Origin of the sequence: Brevundimonas pishanensis (assembly GCF_022750635.1) — a bacterium.
In the GTDB taxonomy this organism is placed as follows: domain Bacteria; phylum Pseudomonadota; class Alphaproteobacteria; order Caulobacterales; family Caulobacteraceae; genus Brevundimonas; species Brevundimonas pishanensis.
In genome coordinates this window covers 453688-474365 of record NZ_JAJKBG010000003.1, presented here as the reverse complement: position 1 = coordinate 474365, position 20678 = coordinate 453688, and the positions used below count along the sequence as shown (strand labels likewise).

Below are 20678 nucleotides of genomic sequence, written 5' to 3'. Positions count from 1 at the left end.
AGCGCATCCTTGGTAAGGCTGAGGTCGGCAGTTCAATCCTGCCCGACGGCACCATCCTCTCCCCGCTTCTGTTTTCAATAACAGAAGCGGGAGAGCGGGATCTTCCCCTACATTCCGGACTTTGCGCTCGCTGCCGTTAAGGTTACGCCTTTTTCACGCTCTGGCCGCTGGTCAAACCCCTGCCAACCTCGCTAGCCTTCACCAGAGGGTTTTACAGTTACGAGGGGGCTTCCACAGATGAAGCGCGTTTGGCTCACCACCGTGGCGGCACTGGCCGTCAGCATGCCCGCGTGGGCGCAGGAGGCAGCACCGGCAGAGACGCCTGCAGCCGCCACCGCCGAGAAGCCGGCCAAATGGGATGTTCAAACCCCGCCTGGCCCCGCTCGCGCCGTCAATATCGACGTCACCTCCGGCACGTGGATGTCGCTGGACGTCAGCCCTGATGGGCAGGAAATCGTTTTCGACCTGCTGGGCGACATCTATGTGATGCCCATCGGCGGTGGCGAGGCAAAGCCGATTCTGTCGGGCGTCGCATGGGAAATGCAGCCCAAATATTCGCCGGATGGCCGCTATATCGCCTTCACGTCCGACCGTGGCGGGGGCGATAACATCTGGATCGTGAATCGCGACGGCTCGAATCCGCGTCAGGTCACCGACGAATCGTTCCGTCTGGTCACCCAGCCGGAATGGACGCCGGACAGCCAGTACATCGTCGGCCGCAAGCACTTTACCTCGGGCCGCTCGCTGGGCGCGGGCGAGATGTGGATATGGCACCGCGCAGGTGGCAGCGGCGTCCAACTGACCGAGCGCCGCACGCAAGAGAAAGACACGGGCGAACCCGCGTTCTCGCCGGATGGCCGCTATCTCTATTACAGCGATGATTCCACGCCGGGTGGCACTTTCGAATATTCCAAGGACCCGAACGGCCAGATTTATGTGATCCGCCGTCTGGACCGCGAAACGGGCGAGATCAGCCCATTCGTCACCGGTCCGGGTGGTTCGATCCGCCCTACCCCTTCGCCGGATGGCAAGACCTTGGCCTTCGTGCGCCGTGATCGTTACCAGTCGGTGCTCTACCTCAAGGATTTAGCTTCGGGTCGCGAAACGCCGCTGTACAACGCGCTCGACCGCGACATGCAGGAAACGTGGGCGATCCACGGCGTTTATCCGACCTTCAGCTGGACGCCGGACAACAAGCACCTGATCGTCTGGGCCGGCGGCAAGATTCAGCGCATCGATGCCAAATCGGGTGCGGCCACCGAAATCCCGTTCCGCGTTCGCGACACCCGTCAGGTTCAGGACGCCGTTCGCTTCAACGTCGAGGTCGCCCCTGACCAGTTCGACGTGAAGATGGTGCGCTTTGCCGAAACCTCGCCGGACGGCAGCAAGGTCGTGTTCGAGGCTCTCGGCCACCTGTACGTCCGTGACATCCGCGCCGACGGTTCCACCAGCCAGCCGCGTCGCCTGACCCGCCAGACCGATCACTTCGAGCTCTATCCGTCGTGGTCGCGCGATGGCCGCTCGATCACCTACACTACGTGGGATGACCAGAAGCTGGGTTCGGTGCGCGTGGTGCCCGCCAGCGGCGGCGAAGGCCGCACCCTGACCCAAAACCCCGGCCACTATTTCGAACCGACCTTCAGCCCCGACGGTCAGACGGTCGTCTATCGCGCTGGTACGGGTGGTTATCTGACCTCGCCGCTGTGGAGCATGAACCCCGGCGTCTACAGCGTGCCTGCACGCGGCGGCGAATCGAGCCTGATCACCGAAAGCGGTGCCGATCCGCAGTTCGGTGCCAGCAGCGACCGCCTGTTCCTGCGCGGTCGCAAGGACGGCAAGAACGCCCTCTATTCGGTCAAGCTGGATGGCACCGACGAACGCACGCACCTGCTGTCGGAATACGGCACTGATTTCACTGTGGCCCCCAACGGCCAATGGGTCGCTTGGACCGAGCGCTTCCACGCCTATGTCGCGCCGTTCACCGCAACGGGCCACCCCGTCACCCTGTCGGAAAGCGGCAAGGCCGTTCCGCAAACCCGCATGACCCGCGATGCAGGTCAGTGGCTGCACTGGTCCGCTGATTCTTCGGCCCTGCGCTGGTCGAACGGTCCGGAACTGTTCAGCCGCAAGCTGACGGACAGCTTCACCTTCGTCGATGGTGCCGCCGAAACCGTTGCAGCCACGGCGGAGCACGGCATCCCACTGGGCTTCAAGGTGGACTATGCCCAGCCGTCGGGCCTGAAGGTCCTCAGCGGCGCGCGCATCATCACGGCCAAGGGTGACGAAGTCATCGAAGACGGCGTCATCGTCATCGAAGGCAACCGCATCAAGGCCATCGGTGCACGCGGCTCGGTCGCCGTTCCTGCGGGCGCTCAGGTCGTGGACATGGCTGGCAAGACCATCATGCCGGGCATTGTCGATACCCACTGGCACGGTTCGATGGGCTCGGATGACATCATCCCGCAACAAAGCTGGATCAACTACGCCTCGCTGGCCTTCGGCGTGACCACCGTTCACGACCCGTCGAACAGCAACTCGGAAATCTTCGCCGCCAGCGAGTTGGCAAAGGCCGGTCTGGTCACCGCCCCGCGCATCTTCTCGACGGGCCGTATCCTGTACGGTGCCAACACCGGCTTCACCGCAACGGTGAACAATCTGGAAGACGCCAAGACGGCTCTGCGCCGCCTGCAAGCTGTCGGTGCCTTCTCGGTCAAGAGCTACAACCAGCCCCGCCGTGAACAGCGCCAACAGATCATCGAAGCCGCCCGCGAACTGGGCATGATGGTCGTGCCGGAAGGTGGCAGCCTGTATCAGCACAACATGTCGATGATCGCGGACGGTCACACCACGATCGAGCATTCGATCCCCGTCGCCAAAATCTATGACGACGTGATCCAGTTCTGGTCGCAGTCCTCGACCGCCTACAACCCGACGCTGGTCGTGGCCTATGGCGGTGCGTGGGGCGAGAAGCACTTCTACGACACGACCCAGGTCTGGGCCGATCCGATCCTCAGCCAGTATGTGCCGCGCCGCATGCTGGACGCAGTGTCGCGTCGCCCGACCCGTATTCCGGAAGACGAACTGAACCACATCAGCGTCGCCCACGAGGCCACTCGCCTCAGCGAGAACGGCGTCACCGTCCAGATCGGTGCCCACGGCCAGCGTGAAGGCCTCGGCTCGCACTGGGAAATGTGGATGCTGAACCAGGGCGGCATGGCCCCGATCAAGGCCATTCAGGCGGCCACCATCAATGGTGCGCGCGCTTTGGGTCTGGATCGTGATGTCGGCTCTCTAGAGGCAGGCAAGCTGGCCGATCTGATCGTGCTGAATGCCAACCCGCTGGAGAACATCCGCAACACCCACGAGATCGACGCGACCATGGTCAATGGACGACTGTTCGATAACCGCATGAACGAAGTGGGCGGCCCAGCTCGCAAGCCGTTCTGGTTCGAGGGTGATGCCTCCACCAACCCCGCGTTCTCGGCCACGGTCACAGAAGCGGCGCTAGAGACCTACACCGAGACCACCGGCCACGGTCACACCCACAACTAAGGCCAGACCAAGCCAGCAAAACAAAAGCCCCGATCCAACCGGATCGGGGCTTTTTCTGTTCCTCGTCGCCGGCAGTGGCTCAGTCGCCGGTAACGGCACCGCGCAGCATCCGGTTCTTCTTGGCGGCCCGCGCCTTCATTAGGCGCTGCACGCCCAGCACACCCGCCACCAGAACCAGAGCGACGGCAATGACCACCGTCTTGCCGTGGCCCTCGGCCAGATGGTGCAGTCCCTTGCCGACCAACCAACCGGGGATGACCATGGCCAGTACCCAGACGATTGCAGAGGTGACATTGGCGATCTGGAAGGTGCGGCGGCGCATCCGCAGCACACCCACCATGGTCGGCACAAACGCGCGCAGCGGACCAAAGAAGCGGCCGATAAAGATCGAAGCCACACCATAGCGAGCGCAGTACAAGCGGGTCCAAGCGACCTTGCGGCGGTGCGGACGCAGCCATTTGTGGCGCAAAACGCCGCTGCCCATCCGGCGGCCAATCGCGAACGAGACAGCATCACCCAGTGACGCCCCGATTACGCAGCCCAGAATAACGTTCCAAGGATCGAGTATGCCTGCCGCGATCATGGTGCCAGCGATAACCAGTAGTCCGGTCGCCGGAATGAACGCACCGATCACCACCAGAGATTCAACGAAGGTCACCAGCCCCAGAATCAATCCGGCCCACATCGCGTTGCGCGAGATGAACTCGGCAACGGAACTCAACAAACTGTCCATATTGATCCTAAAGGGGTCGAGACGCCGGACATAATGACGAAACTCGAAACGACAAATGCGGCTTAGCGCCGCCATCGCATTTCGTCACATGTCAATTAGTCTCGAATACGCAACTGCTCAGTCTTCGGTCGATATCCGGTCCCGACGCGGAATCAGCGTGCCATCGTCAACCGGGCTAAGACTGCGCCCCGAGGGCGTAACCCACTGCCCGCGTCCCAGCCCCATGGACGACCATTCACCGTACGGATCACGCGGATCCCAGAACAGACCATCGCGCCCGACCGGACGATAATAGGGAGCATTCCTGGTCTGGCTGAAGCCGAGGCTCAGGGAGCCTCGCTCGCCCAAGGGCATATCCACACGGGCCGAAACATCGCTGTAGTCGTGACTGCCGATGCCCAAGCTGACTTCGCCAGTCATCTTACGCGGCTGCTCATCGCGCCAGACAGGGGCCTCGGGCGTCGCAGGACGATTCGAGAGCCAGTTGTCGATTTGCTCGGCAGTGGAAAGGTTCTGCGTCACCGACGATACCGTCGACGAGGGCGTAGCCACCTCCGGTTTGGCGTCGGTTTCGATAATAGCACCACGGTCCGGACGCGCCGTTGCTACGACACCATCGGGGTCATTCGCCAGATCGGCTGCGCCAAAGCTCAGAGCCACAGCGATGGGAAGCAGAATGGACACGTCACTCACCTCTCGAACAGACGAACTACCTTACTCCGCGAAAGACGGCCTTATTCAGGCCGTGCCATCACCGCGCCCCAAGGGGTCCGGCAGTGGGTCACCTTCGGGGGTGAAACTCAGTGCGACAGAGTTGATGCAATAGCGCAAGCCGCTGGGGGGCGGGCCGTCGGGGAAGACGTGACCCTGATGGCTATCGCAACGACCGCACCGCGATTCGATTCGGACCATGCCGTACGACGTATCGCGCACGCCCACGACATGCTCGGGATCAACCGGTTCCCAGAAGCTGGGCCAACCCGTCCCGCTCTCGAACTTGGTCACCGACTTGAACAGCGGCAAACCACATTGTCGACAGCAGAAAGTTCCCTGACGCTTCTCGCCCAGCAAAGTCCCGCAGAAGGGCGCTTCGGTACCATGGGCCAGCAGAACCCGCTTCTCTTCAGCCGACAGATCGGCTTCCAGTACGGCGCGCTCGGCTTCAGTTGGCGGCGTCAGATCATAACCCGCGTTCGAACGATGGGCGGCGTGTGCGTCGGTCGGTGCGTTATCAGTCATGGTCTTGATATAGGTCTGGAACACCGCCTGCGATAGTGGTGCCCGCTTCCCTCGCCTATCGCTTAGGCTAAGGTACGGCCTTAACCCCTAGCGAATCCCCGCGGCACAGACCTCCCCACCTTTCGTTGATGTTCCGACTGACCGAGCTGTTCTTTCACTCCACACACCGGATCGATCGAGTGCGTTTTGCCTTCGGCGCGACGGTGCTTGCGCTGGTCTCCGGTGCGGTGGTGTGGGCGGATGCCAACGGGTTGGCAGGCTGGGCAGCGTTTCTGGCCAAGCTGCTGATCGCCTATTCGGCGATGTGCGTGATGTCCCTACGCCTGCACGATCTGGGGCGATCGGGCTGGTGGAGCTGGCTGGTGGTGGCCGCTATCGGACTGGCCGAACATCTGGACGGTTGGCCCTGCGCAGCGGCCAGTGCAGGGGTCGCCGTTGTCCTAATCCTTCTGGCTGTCCTGCCGGGCCAGCCGCACCTGAACCGGCACGGCCCGCCCGTCTAGGCAATCAGATAGGCGGCTGCGCCGGTACAACCGGACCAAAGCACTTTTGGAACGATGTCTTCAGCGCATCGTCCGCATCATCCATCGACGCCAGAATGCCAAGGTCCAGCAAGCTGGTAACGCCGTGCTCGGTGATGCCGCACGGCACGATGCCTCCGAAGTGGTCGAGGTCCGGCTCTACGTTCAGGCTGATGCCGTGGAAACTGACCCATTTGCGGACCTTCACGCCGATGGCAGCGATCTTGTCCTCGCGCGCCCAGCCTGCGCCCTTGCGCTCTACCCAGACACCGACGCGGCCTTCGCGCATGCCCGCGTGTACGTCGAACCGCTTCAGGGCACCGATGATCCAGTCTTCCATCGTATGCACGAAACCGCGCACGTCGCGTCCGCGCTGGGTCAGGTCCAGCATCACATAAGCCACGCGCTGTCCGGGGCCGTGATAGGTGAACTGCCCGCCCCGTCCGGTTTTGTAGACAGGGAAACGATCCGGCATCAGTAGGTCCTCGGCCTTGGCCGACACGCCTGCCGTGTAGAGCGGCGGATGCTCCAGCAACCACACAAGCTCGTTGGCCTCGCCCGCTGCAATGGCGGCGACGCGCGCCTCCATAGCGGCCTCGGCCTGCTCGTAATCGACATAGCCGGTCGAGACGGCCCATTCGACCGGACGACCATCGGCACGGATCAATGCGGATTCGGACATGTTTAACGGCTCATCAAGCATAGTGGGTTCAATGTGCTTCCAAGAACGGCAGCGCAAGGCCGTCTTTTAGTGGTGGGTGTTACCGGTGAGCCAAATCGAAGCTGTAGATGTCGAAATCTCGGTCGTTCTGGGCCGCTCTGTCCTGCCCATGCAGCAACTTCTGCGCATGGGCCGTGGTGCCGTGATTCCGCTGGACGCTTCGGCCAAGGACGAAGTGTGGATTCTGGCCAATAACCATCCTGTAGCGCGTGGTGAGATCGAGATTCGTGAGGATCGGATCGCCATCACCGTCACGCGTACCGCCGATGTCTATGACTATATGGCCGGCCAGGCCTGATAGCCGCGTTTTATTTAAGAGGCCAAAGCCCGCTCCGGCGGGCTTTTTGCTGGGTTATGAGAGGGTTGGGGGCAAGTTTCCTGATTTTTCCTCTTTTTCGGGCTTTCCTTTTTCAAAAGCCTAGCCTATTCAGCGGCCTCCGATGCGAGCGGTCGTGGCGGAATTGGTAGACGCGCAGCGTTGAGGTCGCTGTGGGGCAACCCGTGGAAGTTCGAGTCTTCTCGACCGCACCATTGAAGAGACAGGGCGAATCCCGCCTACTACCAAGCGGGATACGATCTTTAGGGAGGCGTAAACGTGACCAACACGGATCCTGCCGACCTGAAACCCGGTCTATCTTCGGATAATGAGACCCAAGATCCCAACGTCTTCGCTATGATTAGCGAAGACGAGGATCATGTCGCGCTGGGCGACGACTACGCCCTTACCGCCAACTTCGTTGAAAAGGTTGTCGACGCCGCCGATGACGGCGATGGCATGCGCCTGCGCGGCCTGTTGGAAGACCTGCACCCCGCCGACGTCGCCGACCTGATGGGCTTCCTGACGGCCGAACACCGCGGTGTCGTGGTCCAATGGCTGCCGCCGGAGCTACTGGCGGAAACCCTGCCGGAACTTGACGACGGTATCCGCGAGGAGGTGCTCGAACGCGTCCCCTCGGGCGTGCTGGCCGAAGCCCTGCAGGAACTGGATTCGGACGACGCCGCCGCCGTTGTCGAAGACCTCGAGGACGACCAGCGCGAAAAGGTTCTGGCCGCCATGCCGGAAACCGACCGCGCAGCCATCGAATCCTCGCTGGGCTACGACGAGGATACTGCTGGTCGTCTTATGCAGCGCGAGGTTATGGCCGCGCCGCAGTTCTGGACCGTCGGCGACACCATCGACCACGTCCGCAGCGACGGCGAAGAACTGCCGGAGCTGTTCTTCGATATTTACGTCGTCGACCCGTTCAACCGTCCGGTTGGCGGCGTCGCCATTTCGCGCCTTCTGCGCTCCAAGCGCGAAACGCCCCTGACGGAGTTGATGGAGCCGATCAACGAGATCGCCGTCGACGTCGATCAGGAAGAAGTCGCGTACATCTTTGAAAAATACCACCTGATCTCGGCTCCCGTCGTCGATGCTGCAGGCCGCCTCGTCGGTCAGCTGACCGTCGATGACGTCGTGAACATCATTCAGGAAGAAAACCGCGAGGACATCCTGCGCCTCGCCGGTGTCTCGGACGAAGACCGGTCGTCGTCCGTGTTCGAGATCGTGCGCGGCCGCGTGCCGTGGCTGGGCATCAACCTGTTCACCGCCATTCTCGGCGCAGCGGTCATCGCTGTGTTTGAAGGCACGATCCAACAGATCGTTGCTCTGGCCGTGCTGATGCCGATTGTGTCGGCCATCGGCGGCAATGCGGGCACGCAGGCTCTGACTGTTACGGTGCGCGCACTGGCAACGCGCGAACTGAACTCGTCCAACGCCCTTCGCACCTTCTGGCGCGAACTGGCCGTAGGCCTCGCGAACGGTATCGTTCTGTCGCCGTTGGTCGGTATTGCGGCGGGCTTCTGGTTCAAGGATTGGCGCATCGGCGCGGTGATCAGCACCGCCATGGTGCTGAACCTGCTGGTGGCGGCGACCGTCGGTGTGGTGACACCGCTGACCCTCAGCAAGCTCAAGTTCGACCCCGCGGTCTCTTCGGCTGTGTTCGTTACCGCAACGACGGACTTCTTCGGCTTCCTAATCTTCCTGGGGCTGGCGACCATCGTCCTGCTTTAGGGCGCGATTTCCCAAATTCCCGAAACGGCCCTCCACGCTGGAACAGGCTTTGCTGTTTCAACGGTGAAGCTCGATTCCCCGTTTCGTTTTGGATCATTACGTGCCGAAACCTGCGTCACCGCCGCATCAGAAATTGTCCCGCGAAGGGCTTTTGCTGATCAAAAGCTTCGAGGGCTTTCGTCCTCGGGCGGTGGCGCGCCGCGACGGGACACTGGTGATCGGCTATGGCCACACCCAGTCGGCTCGCGAAGGGATCGAGATTTCCGAAGCCGAAGCCGAATTGCTGCTGCTCCACGACCTTTTGCCTGTGGTCCGGTTTCTGCACACGCAGGTCCGCCGTACCCTGACGCAGAACCAGTTCGATGCTCTGGTCAGCTTCATCTACAGCATCGGCATCGAACGATTCGAGCGCACGGACATTCTTGGCCTGCTTCGTCGCGGGCGCATGCAGGACGTGGCCGAGATTCTGGGCAGTATTCCGGAACGTCAGCAACCGCCTATCGACACGCCGTATCGCCGTCGCTGCGCCGAGCGCGCCCTGTTCGAACTGGACGAACAGAAGCGCCCCACCCTTCTGCAGTTACTGCTGGCCCCGATCAGCCGACCGGGAACACAAGTTCCGCCACTGGAAGCGCCTTTAGGCACCACAGGCGTCATGCGGCACGAAGGACTGATCACCAAGCCGCAGTGGTCCACCCCCAAACGCAACGCCGCCAATGACGACAGCGATCTGGGACTGGTCGTCCTGATGGCCGCCGTCGGGGTTATGCTGGGGCTGACGGCCTATATGGCCTATCAGCATGGCTCGCGCATTCCGGTCATCGAGAGCCATGGCATGGTTCTGGGCGGCCTACTGGCGCTGCTGGGCGTGTGCATATTGGGGGGCGCAGTCTGGGTTTACGCCAGCACCTGTCGCCCTACTCGCAACGCCGCTTAAGGTCGGTGCCTGCGGCCAATCGCCGTCGTGTTTTCGCCCCGACTCTCTGAGAACAATACTTCGCGTCCGCAACGGGACGCGCTATGGCTGGTTATAGCCTTTAACAAGGCCTCTACCGACCTCCCCTTGCTTGGACCCTATGCCCACAACTCCTGTGTTGAAGACCTCCGACGAGCGCAGGACTTTCTCCGACGTCCTCGAGTCGTTGGGATATGGCAGCGATCCAAAGCTAACGATCCGCGAGATGGTCGAGGCCTTCGGAGAGCGCGGCTTCGGTGCCATGCTGCTTCTGCTGGCCTTGATGGCACTGTTCCCGTGGCCGCCAGGAGGCAAGGCAGTCTTCTCGGTACCCATCATCTTGCTGTCGATCGAGATGGCGTTCCAGAAAAGCCGTCTGTGGCTGCCCGCCGGCATTATGCGTAGCAACGTACAGCGCGAGACCTACCGTCGACTTTTGAACAGTCCGGTCGCGCTTCCGCGTTGGGCACGGTCGCGTTTGATGGCCAAGGGAAACGGCACCGTCGCCCGCTGGTGGCGACGCCGAATTGCCGTGCGCCCCAAGACCCAGTCGCCACTTAGCCTGCTGCGCGCCGCAGAGCGCCTGACACGACCGCGCTGGCCGTTCATGACGGGCGAACTGGCCGACACACTGATCGGCGTCGCCTGTATTCTTCTGGCGGTGATGATGGCTCTGCCGGTGCCGTTCGGCGACATGCTGCCCGGTCTGGCTATCGCCGTCCTCAGTCTTGGCATCGTCCAGCGCGACGGCGTGTTTATCCTGCTCGGAGCCATCGGCACGGCGGCGAGCGGTATCTATCTGATGCTGGTCTGGAAGACTGTCGCCGCCATCGGCAGCGGTATTATCGGGTGGTTCGACGGCCTGTTCTAGGCCGTCCCACCGAATACAACGCCCCTGCGGGAGCGTGCAGTATCAGGATGCCTGACCGCTAAGACCCTGCATCATCATGCGGTTCAGATCGATAAGCGTGTTGAAATCATCTTCCCCGCGCGCGACGACCGAAGTGTGTTTGGCCACAAACAGGCTCAGCGAGATGATCTGGGCCCGCAGAGCCTGCGGCAGCGCATTGTTCGGATCCGAACACGCCGTGCCCAGGGTCGACCACAGGCGGCGGTTCCAGTCCAATGCATCCATACGCTCGGCAAACTTGGACTTGTCCAAGGTCGAGGCGTGCATCAGGGCACGGGTGACCTGACCGAACAGCCTGTATTCAGCTTCGCGTGGGGATTCAGCCCGCGTCGATGCCGCTTTGTACGCCTGAAGGGACATTGCCGAGCCTTTGCTCTTCGTATTCTACAATTTTACGCGCGCCCATAAGGGCCTTGTAATACTGGCGGTTCATCACGTGACGCGAACAGTTGACGCATTCGCTCAGGATCGCAGGATTCTGGATCACGCCCATGAACTCTGACAGGCGAAGGGCGAACTCGTCGTAGTATTTCGCAGCGTCGCTCTCTTCCAGATACATCATCATGATCGGGAAATAGATGCGGCGCGCCGGGGTATTCACCTCGGCCGGCTGCATGATGTCTTTTTCGCGCAGGACACTGGCCTTGTTCTGTAGGACCAGCACACCCCGGCGGTCACCGTTTTGGACAACGGCACCGTTCAGCACGAATTTCTCGCCGGGCTTCAGCGACAGTTTCAGAGCCAAGAGTCAAAGTCTCCGTAGGAGCGCCCACCGTGACGGTTGGCGGCTGATGAAAAGTAACCCGACGTGGTTAATCAATTATTCTGACTACACCGCCACAGCCAAGTTTCCACAGCCGACTTTAGGTTGTTTTGCGCCGAATTCGCGCCTGAAACTGCTCGCTTCGTTGTTTTTGCGAGGAACAGCGTTGCCGCTAGCCCCGTTAGTCTCCTGATCGATGCGCAGGAGGCCGCCATGGCAGATATGGAACCCGATTTCGACAACGGCTTCGATCCGCAAGATTCGGCCGAAGTCTATGACGAGACCCACCTCGACGACGAAGGCGATGGCGACGCCTTGCTGGACGAGATGGAAGACGTATTCGACGCCACACGCCCGCGACCGGAGGGCATTCCTCTCCCCGCTGCAGAAGAAGACTTCAGCGAAGAGGACGACATCTCGCCGCTGGAAGCTGAGGCCGACGCGCTGTTGGCCGAGCAGCCCCGGGCTACCGACGAAATCGAGCTGGTTTACACCGGCCTCATGCGCAACCAGCGCGGGGCTCAAGCCAGCGCCGCCCATTGGGAAGCGAAGCGTCTGTCTGACGATGACGTGGAACAGCTGGGCTATGACGATAACAGGAAGGAAACGGACATGACCAAGACCCCGCCCCCTACCCCGCGCGAGGAACAGGACGTCGAAGGTCCCGCTACCCGCAAGGTCGCTCCCCATGACGGCAAGACCGATCAGCTGAGGGACAAGATCAAAGAGGCCGAGGACCGTCAGGAAGCCCTTATTGACGAAGCGGTTGAAGAAACCATGGACGCCAGCGACCCGCCTTCGCCCAAACACATCACCTGAACACTGTTCAGCCCCGTCTCTTTAAGCTACCTGCTCTTGATCGTCGTATCAGGAGCAGGTTTCGTATGAGCACCCGTTTTGAAGGCACGCAGGACTATATCGCCACCGATGATCTGAAGATCGCGGTCAATGCGGCTGTGGCGCTGGAGCGTCCGCTGCTGATCAAGGGCGAGCCCGGCACCGGCAAAACGGTTCTGGCCTATGAACTGGCCAAGGCGCTGAATGCGCCGCTGATCACCTGGCACATCAAGTCGACGACCAAGGCCCATAACGGCCTTTATGAGTACGACGCCGTCAGCCGCCTGCGCGACAGTCAGCTGGGCGACGAGCGTGTTCACGACGTCCGCAACTATTTGAAAAAGGGCAAGCTGTGGGAGGCTTTCACCTCCGACGTGCGCCCCGTCCTGCTGATCGACGAGATCGACAAGGCCGACATCGAGTTCCCGAACGACCTGCTTCAGGAACTGGACCGGATGGAGTTCTACGTTCAGGAAACGAACGAGACCATTAAAGCCGATGTGCGTCCTGTCGTTGTCATCACCTCGAACAACGAGAAGGAACTGCCGGACGCCTTCCTGCGTCGCTGCTTCTTCCATTACATCCGCTTCCCCGACGCCGAGACGATGAAGAACATCGTCGAGGTCCACTTCCCCGGCATCAAGCCGCGACTGGTGTCCGAGGCGCTGAAAACCTTCTATGAGGTACGCGAAACGCCGGGCCTGAAGAAGAAGCCCTCCACCAGCGAGCTGCTCGATTGGCTGAAACTGCTGCTGGTTGACGAGATCGATCCGGAGACCTTGCGTGAAAAGTCTCCCACCAAGCTGATCCCGCCCCTGCATGGTGCTCTGTTGAAGAACGAACAGGACATCCACCTGTTCGAACGACTGGCGTTCCTTGCACGTCGCGAAGGCGTTCGTCCGGGCGGGTGACCCCGTTTGGTTCCATTACAATCCCGAAATCGAGTTACCGCGAATTCACTGGTTTTGGCGCGGTAAGCTGCCAATTTGAGCGGGCTTAGGAGTTGGACATGTATAAGTTCGTCTTGCCAATCACCGCTGTGTTTCTGCTGGCCGCTTGCGATTCCAGCGATGGCGTCCGCGTCAGCAGAAGCGTCGAAATCAACACCGATGGCAAAGGTGACGCCGGTAAGGGTCTGAAGGTCATCAGCAGCCTTCAGTGCCCTGCGGATCAAGGGGTCCTGACGCGCATTGGCTCAGCGAGTGTGGACGGCCGCACCTGCACCTATTCCGGTCCGCGCGGTGCCGAGGTTCAACTGCATCTGGTGGAGTTGAACGGTCAAAACGTCGATGACGTTCTGAAGCGGTTCCAGAACACGCTAATCCCCGCCGATGAAGCCCGCAACGGTCCGATCGCAGTCACGGCGACAGAAACCCAAAACACCACTGTTGAGGGCGAAAATATCGAGAGCGCCGAGGTGCGCATGCCGGGACTGAGCCTCTCCTCCAAGGGTGACCGAGCAAACGTCAGTCTGCCCGGCATGCGTATCGAAGCCGATGGCAACAAGGCCAACATCCGCATTGGTGGTCTGGTCATCAATGCCGACGACAAGGGCAGCACCGTCACGGGCGACGGCCTCGACGTGCAGGCAGATGACAACGGCGCGACAGTCAAGGCCGTCACGCGCAATGCCATCCGCGCCACCATGATCCATGCCATGTCCAAACCGGACGCAAACGGTTGGCGTGTGGTCGGATATGACGCGCGCGGTCCGGGCGGCGGTCCGATTGCGCTGGCGACCTTCCGCACGCGCGACCGTGACGAAGGAGCCATTGTGGACTCGGTTCGCGAACTGGTGACGCTAAACGTCGGGGATTAATCCGAGGTTTTACCTCCGTCGCACTTGAAAGCGCCGTCTTGGTGGTTCACCTGACCAGCCCATGAGCAGGACGATCCCCTTGGCGCTTCACGACGACGACGAACTGGCCCCCCTTCCGAAAAAGCCGCGCACGCCCAAGCCGCCGCGCGCGTGGCAACGTATGCTGTCGGGACGCCGTCTGGACCTGCTGGATCCGTCGCCATTCGACATCGAGATCGAGGACATCGCCCACGGTCTGGCCCGCGTGGCTCGCTGGAATGGTCAGACCATCGGCGAGCACGCCTTCTCGGTCGCCCAGCACTCTCTGATCGTCGAGGAAATCTGCGCCCATATCCGTCCCGGCCTCGAGCCGAAATGGCGGCTGGCGGCCTTGCTGCACGACGCGTCCGAATATGTGATCGGCGACATGATCTCGCCGTTTAAATCGGCTCTGGGCTCGTCCTACAAAGACTTCGAAGCCCGCCTTGAAGCGGCCATCCACGTTCGCTTCCAACTGCCTCCCAAGACGCCGGTCAACATCAAGACCCTGATCAAAAAGGCCGACCGTGCCTGCGCTTTCTTCGAAGCCACTCAACTGGCTGGCTTCACCAAGCGCGAGTCGGTGCAGATATTCGGCGCGCCGCCCGCTGGCTATTCCATCACGCTTGAACCGATGCCTGCGTTCGAAGCCCAGAAAGCTTATGTGGACCGCTACAAGGAACTGGCCGAAGCTACAGGTCTGATCACCAAGGCCTGAATCACTTCCTGATTCCGTGCCGCCAAGAGGACGATGATGACCGACGGCGACATGACCAACACCCAGACAGCCGACGGCCCTATCGGCGTCCGCATCGGACTGTCTGCCGTCATTATCGCCATGCATAATCGTCAGGCTGCGGTTCTCACGACCCACACGCCCGATGGCGCGCCTGCGCTTCCGTTCGGGCCGTTCGATCCGGTCAAGGACCGCACTTTCGAACTGGCCCTCAGAGATTTTGTAACGGCCCAGACGGGCTTTCCTTTGGGCTTTGTCGAACAGCTCTACACCTTCGGGGACATCGGTCGCGCCTCGCCGCGTGCTGCCTCGGGTCCCGTAAGGGCCCGCGAAGTGTCGGTAGGCTACCTGACCCTCACGCGTGACAGCGCCTCCGCACCGCTGGGCCAGTCAGGACAGGATGCACGCTGGACGCCGTTGTTCGACATCTTTCCGTGGGAAGACTGGCGAAGCGGACCTCCCGCCGATCTGCATAGCCTCACGACAACCCTCAACGACTGGGCCGGATCCGACACGCGCAAACAGGCGCGCGTCCAAACACTGTTTGCAACGGGCGAAGCCACCCGCTGGAACGAGGAACGCGTCCTCGAACGCTACGAACTTCTTTACGAGGCTGACCTCGTAGAAGAATCGCGACGCGACCATCACCGCACGGATCGATCGCAGAGCCTTCTGCTCAACGACCTTCCCATGGCATCCGACCACCGCCGGATTGCTGCAACCGGACTGGGGCGGCTGCGTAGCAAGCTGAAATACCGCCCTGTCCTGTTCGATCTGATGGGCGAAGAGTTCACCCTTTCCAATCTTCAAGCCGCCGCCGAAGCCGTTTCCGGTCTTTCCCTGCATAAACAGAATTTCCGCAGGGGTGTGGAACGCACCGGACTGGTCACGCCAACGGGGCGATTTGCGACCGATACAGGAGGCCGTCCGGCGGAGCTTTTCCGCTATGTGGGCCCCGATAACATCGGTGCATCTGCGTCCGGTCTGACCCTACCTTGGCAGCGTTGAATTAGATCAGAATTTTTGTGAAGAATCAGCTTGCAAGGCAAAGGCTCCTTGGCTACATAGCCCTCCTCAACCGGGCCCCACGGGGCACCTGATGATCTCGCGGAGAGGTGGCAGAGTGGTTGAATGTACCGCACTCGAAATGCGGCGTACGTGAAAGCGTACCGGGGGTTCGAATCCCCCCCTCTCCGCCACGATCACCTTCCCTGAAAATCGATATCAGCCCCACCGGCACCCCAGTCGGGCTGTCGACGCGTCCCATTCACATAGGTGGCGTGAAGAAGCGGCGCGCCGAGCCAGTAGCTGAGTTCCGCTGGACGCCGGATATCCCAAACGGCCAGATCGGCCAGCTTGCCCTCTTCAATCGTTCCAACGTCGTCCTGCATGCCCAGCGCCCGCGCGGCGTTGCGCGTGGCTCCCGTTAGCGCCTCTTCGGGCGTCAGGCGAAACTGCACGCAGGCGAGGTTCATCGTCGCGGTCATGGAGGCCACGGGCGAGGTACCGGGGTTGCAATCGGTCGCCAATGCCATGGGCACGCCATAGCGGCGCATCAGGTCCACAGGCGGCGCTTTCGTTTCGCGCAGCATCAGGAACGCACCCGGTAACAGCACACCAACCGAACCGACCTTGGCCATCGCCGCAATGCCCGCCTCGTTCGAATATTCGATATGGTCCGCCGACAGAGCGCCATAACGGGCCGCCAGCGCCGCGCCGTCGCTGTCCGACAGCTGGTCGGCGTGGAGTTTGACCGGCAGGCGTAACGCCTTTGCCTTGTCGAACAGGCGGCTTACCTCGTCAACCGAGAAAGCAATCGGTTCGCAATAGGCATCGACCGCGTCCACCAAACCTTCGGAATGGGCCGCAGGCAGGATTTCATCCACAGCCTTATCCACATAGGCCGCGCGGTCGGCCTTATGCTCGGGCGGCAGGGCATGAAGACCCAGATAGGACGTTCGCGCCCGCACCCCGCCCTCGCGCCCGATCCGCCGAGCGACGCGCAGCATCTTCAGCTCGCTGTCGAGGTCGAGGCCATAGCCAGACTTGATTTCAACGGTCGTGACGCCCGTATCCTTCAGCCCCTGCAACCGCTTCAACGCCGAGGCAAAAAGCTGCTCCTCGGTTTCTTCACGCGTGGCGCGAACGGACGAGACGATCCCTCCGCCACTACGGGCGATCTCCTCATAGCTGACACCCTCAAGGCGCTGCTCGAACTCGCCCGAGCGGTCACCCCCGAACACCAGATGGGTGTGGCAGTCGATCAGACCGGGCGTGACCCAGCGGCCATCAAACTTATCCGTATTGGTCGCCGTGTGTGCAGGCAGATCTGCCCTCGCCCCTACCCATACAATGCGGCCACCCTTGATCAGGAGCGCACCGTCCTCGATGGCACCGTAAGCAGCGCCACCCTCTATCATGGTGGCCAGTTTGCAGTCGGTAATCAGCAGGTCCGCTTCGATCATCGCGCCGACACTCCGCTGAGGATTTCACAGAACCACCGCCCCGCCGTCAGCGAGCCGAGATCGCCCACCTCCAGCGACGGATCATATTCTGTCAGGTCCACGGCGCGAACCTTGGGATGCGCGCCGATCACCCGCGCCGCATCGAAGAAGTCATGCACCGATACGCCACCCGGCCTCGCCCCCGGGCTGGCGGGCCATTGGCTGCGGTCGATGACATCGATGTCGAAATCGACGTAGATGACCTCGCAGAGGGCGGACAGACGCTCCAACTCCTGCGCGACCACAGCCGCCAACCCCTGCTCGCGGCATTCGCGTACGGTACGGACATTGATCCCCGCCATCTTAGCCTTTTCATGAGCACGCTTGGTATTGGCAAACGGGGCCACGCCAACCTGACTGATCCGCGAGCCGTCCAGCCCGTCTTCCAACAGCGCCTGTATCGGATTGCCGTTGGTAAGGCCTTGATCGGTGTCGCGCAGGTCGAAATGCGCATCCAGCGTCAGCACACCGACGCGCTCCAGCCCCAGCGCGTGCACACCCGCGCGAGTGATCGCATTATTGCCACCGACCAAGATCGTCAGGTCGCGGTGCGTTTGCGCCTTCACCGCGTCGCGGACCGGCTCGAAGGCATCAACTGGCGACACAGCTTTCAGCGGCACATCGCCCGCATCATGCACGCGGATGTCCAGTTCCAGCCCCGTCTCGACATCATAGGTCGACAGACGCGGCAGAACGGCTCTCAGCGCCTTTGGCCCCAGATCACATCGCCCCGGTGTCAGCGACCGCTCGTTCAGCGGTGCCCCGATCATCGCCACCCGCGCCTCGGGATGGTTGCCCACCAGATCGCCTACAGAACGCCAACCCAGGGCTTCGGACTGTTCACTCATGGCGGTCATCCTTTCGTGGGAGAAAAGCGCGCGACCAGATCATAGGCCGTGCCGGGGAAAATCTGGGTAGCGCGGGTTACGCCCTGTCCGTCGCGCCACGTCCGGCGCTCTAACCTCAAACACGCCGTGCCATCGGCCAGACCCAGATGGTTGGCCGTTTCGCCATCGGCAGCAACGGCAGAAATGCGGTGCTCGGCCTCGGTCCACGGCATGTTCGCCAGCAGCCAGCCCCCGGGCGGCTGGGCGCTGAAGTCTGCGGTCTCGGCATCGGGGGCCGCGTCCAGAGAGATCACACGGCGCTCGAACACGAAAGGCATATCGTCGGACAGGTGCAGGGTCGCGAGTTCAACGACCTTTCCGCCCATCTCCTCAGCCACGTCAGCAGGGCGCACGATGCGGGCCAGCAGGCGGTGGCTGTATTTCAGCCCCCTGCCCTCGACCTCGGACTGGATGTCGGGAATGGCCACCAGTGCCGAAGAATGAACCGGCGGATGGGCCACAACCGTCCCCGCCCTGCGACGTCGCACCACCAATGACCGCGCCGCCAGATCGGTAATCGCCCGCGATACCGTCATCCGCGCACAGCCATATTCGGCCATCAGTTCAGCCTCGGTCGGGATGCGGAAACCCGGCTGCCACTCGCCCGAGGCGATGCGGCGCTCGATGTCGCTCGCGATCCGTCTGTGCAGCGGTTCCTGTTCCATGGGGTTCAGCCTGCCTCGTCCCGATTTTAATGTCTAGACATAATGGAAAGTCCGTGCAGAACTTTGCTCCAAGATCAGCGATGCCTGACGGAGGATTCGATGGCTACCCACAATTCACGCGTCATTCGCAGCCCGCGCGGGCCGGAAAAGACCGCCAAGACATGGGCCTCCGAGGCCGCCATGCGCATGCTGATGAACAACCTTGATCCCGACGTGGCCGAGCGCCCCGAGGACCTCGTTGTCTATGGGGGTATCGGCAAGGCCGCCCGCAACTGGCAGGCGTTCGATACCATCGTCGCCCAGCTTCAAAAACTGGAAGAGGACGAGACCCTGCTGGTCCAGTCGGGCAAGCCGGTTGGCGTGTTTCGCACCCATGCCGATGCCCCGCGCGTCCTGATCGCCAACTCCAACCTCGTGCCCAAATGGGCGACGTGGGATCACTTCAACGAACTCGATAAGAAGGGTCTGGCCATGTACGGCCAGATGACCGCCGGTTCGTGGATCTACATCGGCACCCAGGGCATCGTTCAGGGCACATACGAGACCTTCATGGAGGCTGGACGCCAGCACTATGGCGGCGACTGGTCGGGCAAGTGGATTCTGACGGCTGGCCTTGGCGGCATGGGCGGTGCGCAGCCGCTGGCCGCGACCATGGCGGGTGCATCCTGCATCGCCATCGAATGCCAGCGTAGTCGCATCGAGTTCCGCATCCGCACCCGCTACCTCGACGTCATGGCCGAGACGCTGGACGAGGCGATGAACCTGCTGGAACAGTCGCTGAAAGATGGCAAGCCAACCTCCATCGGCCTATTGGGCAATGCCTCCGACATCCTTCCGGAGATGGTCAAGCGCGGCATCCGCCCCGATCTGGTGACCGACCAGACCAGCGCCCACGATCCGGTCAATGGCTACCTGCCCTCGGGCTGGACCGTCGCCGAATGGGAAGAAAAGCGCGTATCGACCCCCGCCGAGGTCGAGGCCGCAGCCCGCCAGTCGATGGCCACTCATGTTCAGGCCATGCTCGACTTCCACAACTTGGGCATCCCGACTACCGACTATGGCAACAACATCCGTCAGGTCGCCTTCGATCAAGGCGTGACCGACGCCTTTGCCTTCCCCGGTTTCGTCCCCGCCTATATCCGCCCGCTGTTCTGCCGTGGCATCGGCCCGTTCCGCTGGGCCGCCCTGTCGGGTGATCCGGAGGACATCCGCAAGACGGATGAGGCGATGAAAAAGCTGTTCCCCGACAATGCGGGCCTGCACCGCTGGCTGGACATGGCGGGCGAGCGCATCGCGTTTCAGGGCCTGCCCGCCCGCATCTGCTGGATCGGGCTGGGCGACCGCCACCGCGCAGGGCTCATGTTCAATGAAATGGTCAAATCGGGCGAGCTGTCGGCCCCCATCGTCATTGGCCGCGACCATCTGGATTCCGGTTCGGTCGCCAGCCCCAACCGCGAAACCGAGGCGATGCAGGACGGCTCGGACGCTGTTTCCGACTGGCCGCTGCTGAATGCCCTGCTGAATACGGCCTCGGGCGCATCGTGGGTGTCGCTGCACCACGGCGGCGGGGTCGGCATGGGCTATTCCCAGCACTCGGGCGTGGTGATCGTGGCCGATGGCACCGATGAAGCCGCCCGCCGCCTTGAGCGCGTGCTGTGGAATGACCCGGCAACGGGCGTCATGCGCCATGCCGACGCCGGATACGACATCGCCAAGGACGCCGCGCGCGCCAATGGCCTTAACCTGCCCTCGCTGGACCTCTAAG

21 protein-coding genes and 2 tRNA genes are annotated in these 20678 nt (G+C 61.9%); 14 read left to right on the top strand and 9 right to left on the bottom strand.

The window, feature by feature from the left end:
* Nucleotides 1-237 precede the first annotated feature (237 nt).
* Nucleotides 238-3552 (top strand): amidohydrolase family protein, encoded by a 3315-nt coding sequence (locus tag LOX95_RS08620; protein WP_242914061.1) that lies wholly within the window; start codon nucleotides 238-240, stop codon nucleotides 3550-3552.
* A 79-nt stretch (nucleotides 3553-3631) separates the two neighbouring features.
* Here the strand turns inward: LOX95_RS08620 and LOX95_RS08615 are convergent, their stop codons facing one another.
* The 3 genes from LOX95_RS08615 to msrB all read right to left on the bottom strand — a co-directional run bounded on the left by LOX95_RS08615 (nucleotide 3632) and on the right by msrB (nucleotide 5524).
* Nucleotides 3632-4285 carry a DedA family protein gene (locus LOX95_RS08615; RefSeq protein WP_242914060.1) on the bottom strand — a complete coding sequence of 218 codons (654 nt, stop codon included), beginning with the start codon at nucleotides 4283-4285 and terminating at the stop codon, nucleotides 3632-3634.
* A gap of 117 nt (nucleotides 4286-4402) precedes the next feature.
* On the bottom strand, nucleotides 4403-4969 hold the full coding sequence (locus LOX95_RS08610) for a hypothetical protein (RefSeq protein WP_242914059.1): 567 nt from the start codon (nucleotides 4967-4969) through the stop codon (nucleotides 4403-4405).
* 54 nt (nucleotides 4970-5023) lie between these two features.
* The gene (gene msrB, locus LOX95_RS08605; protein ID WP_242914058.1) at nucleotides 5024-5524 is read right to left on the bottom strand and encodes a peptide-methionine (R)-S-oxide reductase MsrB; all 501 of its coding nucleotides are present in this window, start codon (nucleotides 5522-5524) and stop codon (nucleotides 5024-5026) included.
* A gap of 128 nt (nucleotides 5525-5652) precedes the next feature.
* On the opposite strand from msrB, the gene LOX95_RS08600 reads away from it, so the two are divergent.
* Nucleotides 5653-6027: a DUF805 domain-containing protein gene (locus tag LOX95_RS08600; RefSeq protein WP_242914057.1), complete on the top strand. Its 375-nt coding sequence runs from the start codon at nucleotides 5653-5655 to the stop codon at nucleotides 6025-6027.
* 4 nt (nucleotides 6028-6031) lie between these two features.
* Here LOX95_RS08600 and lipB read toward each other — a convergent pair whose 3' ends face one another.
* Nucleotides 6032-6748, bottom strand: coding sequence for a lipoyl(octanoyl) transferase LipB (lipB, locus tag LOX95_RS08595; RefSeq protein WP_242914056.1), 717 nt, complete (start codon nucleotides 6746-6748; stop codon nucleotides 6032-6034).
* Nucleotides 6749-6812: 64 nt separating this feature from the next.
* On the opposite strand from lipB, the gene LOX95_RS08590 reads away from it, so the two are divergent.
* From LOX95_RS08590 to LOX95_RS08570, 5 genes are all read left to right on the top strand, one after another.
* Complete coding sequence (locus LOX95_RS08590) at nucleotides 6813-7064, top strand: FliM/FliN family flagellar motor switch protein (RefSeq protein ID WP_242914055.1); 252 nt, start codon at nucleotides 6813-6815, stop codon at nucleotides 7062-7064.
* Nucleotides 7065-7212: 148 nt separating this feature from the next.
* A tRNA-Leu gene (locus LOX95_RS08585) sits at nucleotides 7213-7297 on the top strand.
* A 64-nt stretch (nucleotides 7298-7361) separates the two neighbouring features.
* Nucleotides 7362-8819 (top strand): magnesium transporter, encoded by a 1458-nt coding sequence (gene mgtE / locus LOX95_RS08580; protein ID WP_427846574.1) that lies wholly within the window; start codon nucleotides 7362-7364, stop codon nucleotides 8817-8819.
* A gap of 151 nt (nucleotides 8820-8970) precedes the next feature.
* Entirely contained in the window at nucleotides 8971-9756 is a 786-nt protein-coding gene (locus LOX95_RS08575; RefSeq protein WP_242914054.1) for a lysozyme, read from the top strand.
* A 139-nt stretch (nucleotides 9757-9895) separates the two neighbouring features.
* Nucleotides 9896-10645 carry an exopolysaccharide biosynthesis protein gene (locus tag LOX95_RS08570; protein ID WP_242914053.1) on the top strand — a complete coding sequence of 250 codons (750 nt, stop codon included), beginning with the start codon at nucleotides 9896-9898 and terminating at the stop codon, nucleotides 10643-10645.
* Nucleotides 10646-10687: 42 nt separating this feature from the next.
* Here LOX95_RS08570 and flaF read toward each other — a convergent pair whose 3' ends face one another.
* Together flaF and flbT are read right to left on the bottom strand one after the other, a co-directional pair.
* Complete coding sequence (flaF, locus tag LOX95_RS08565) at nucleotides 10688-11044, bottom strand: flagellar biosynthesis regulator FlaF (RefSeq protein WP_242914052.1); 357 nt, start codon at nucleotides 11042-11044, stop codon at nucleotides 10688-10690.
* A complete protein-coding gene (gene flbT, locus LOX95_RS08560; RefSeq protein ID WP_242914051.1) occupies nucleotides 11004-11429 on the bottom strand; it encodes a flagellar biosynthesis repressor FlbT in 426 nt (141 codons plus the stop codon). The genes flaF and flbT overlap by 41 nt, the downstream gene beginning before the upstream one ends.
* Nucleotides 11430-11660: 231 nt before the next feature.
* Between flbT and LOX95_RS08555 the strand changes: the two genes are divergently transcribed.
* The 6 genes from LOX95_RS08555 (at nucleotide 11661) to LOX95_RS08530 (ending at nucleotide 16056) form a co-directional block, all read left to right on the top strand.
* Complete coding sequence (locus LOX95_RS08555) at nucleotides 11661-12266, top strand: hypothetical protein (protein WP_242914050.1); 606 nt, start codon at nucleotides 11661-11663, stop codon at nucleotides 12264-12266.
* Between the two features lie 65 nt (nucleotides 12267-12331).
* Nucleotides 12332-13195 (top strand): AAA family ATPase, encoded by an 864-nt coding sequence (locus LOX95_RS08550; RefSeq protein WP_242914049.1) that lies wholly within the window; start codon nucleotides 12332-12334, stop codon nucleotides 13193-13195.
* A 98-nt stretch (nucleotides 13196-13293) separates the two neighbouring features.
* The gene (locus LOX95_RS08545) at nucleotides 13294-14103 is read left to right on the top strand and encodes a methyltransferase type 11 (RefSeq protein WP_242914048.1); all 810 of its coding nucleotides are present in this window, start codon (nucleotides 13294-13296) and stop codon (nucleotides 14101-14103) included.
* 160 nt (nucleotides 14104-14263) lie between these two features.
* Nucleotides 14264-14839: an HD family hydrolase gene (locus tag LOX95_RS08540; protein WP_242914078.1), complete on the top strand. Its 576-nt coding sequence runs from the start codon at nucleotides 14264-14266 to the stop codon at nucleotides 14837-14839.
* Between the two features lie 36 nt (nucleotides 14840-14875).
* Nucleotides 14876-15865, top strand: a complete 990-nt coding sequence (locus tag LOX95_RS08535; RefSeq protein WP_242914047.1) for an NUDIX hydrolase — start codon at nucleotides 14876-14878, stop codon at nucleotides 15863-15865.
* 101 nt (nucleotides 15866-15966) lie between these two features.
* A tRNA-Ser gene (locus LOX95_RS08530) sits at nucleotides 15967-16056 on the top strand.
* 3 nt (nucleotides 16057-16059) lie between these two features.
* Here LOX95_RS08530 and hutI read toward each other — a convergent pair.
* Genes hutI through hutC form a run of 3 tightly spaced genes read right to left on the bottom strand, consistent with a single transcriptional unit; the run spans nucleotide 16060 to nucleotide 18913 of the window.
* A complete protein-coding gene (gene hutI / locus LOX95_RS08525; protein ID WP_427846578.1) occupies nucleotides 16060-17319 on the bottom strand; it encodes an imidazolonepropionase in 1260 nt (419 codons plus the stop codon).
* On the bottom strand, nucleotides 17319-18209 hold the full coding sequence (locus LOX95_RS08520) for an agmatinase family protein (RefSeq protein WP_242914045.1): 891 nt from the start codon (nucleotides 18207-18209) through the stop codon (nucleotides 17319-17321). The genes hutI and LOX95_RS08520 overlap by 1 nt, the downstream gene beginning before the upstream one ends.
* A 5-nt stretch (nucleotides 18210-18214) precedes the next feature.
* Nucleotides 18215-18913: a histidine utilization transcriptional repressor HutC gene (hutC, locus tag LOX95_RS08515; protein WP_242914044.1), complete on the bottom strand. Its 699-nt coding sequence runs from the start codon at nucleotides 18911-18913 to the stop codon at nucleotides 18215-18217.
* 99 nt (nucleotides 18914-19012) lie between these two features.
* Between hutC and hutU the strand changes: the two genes are divergently transcribed.
* A complete protein-coding gene (gene hutU, locus LOX95_RS08510) occupies nucleotides 19013-20677 on the top strand; it encodes a urocanate hydratase (RefSeq protein WP_242914043.1) in 1665 nt (554 codons plus the stop codon).
* Nucleotide 20678: the final 1 nt, after the last annotated feature.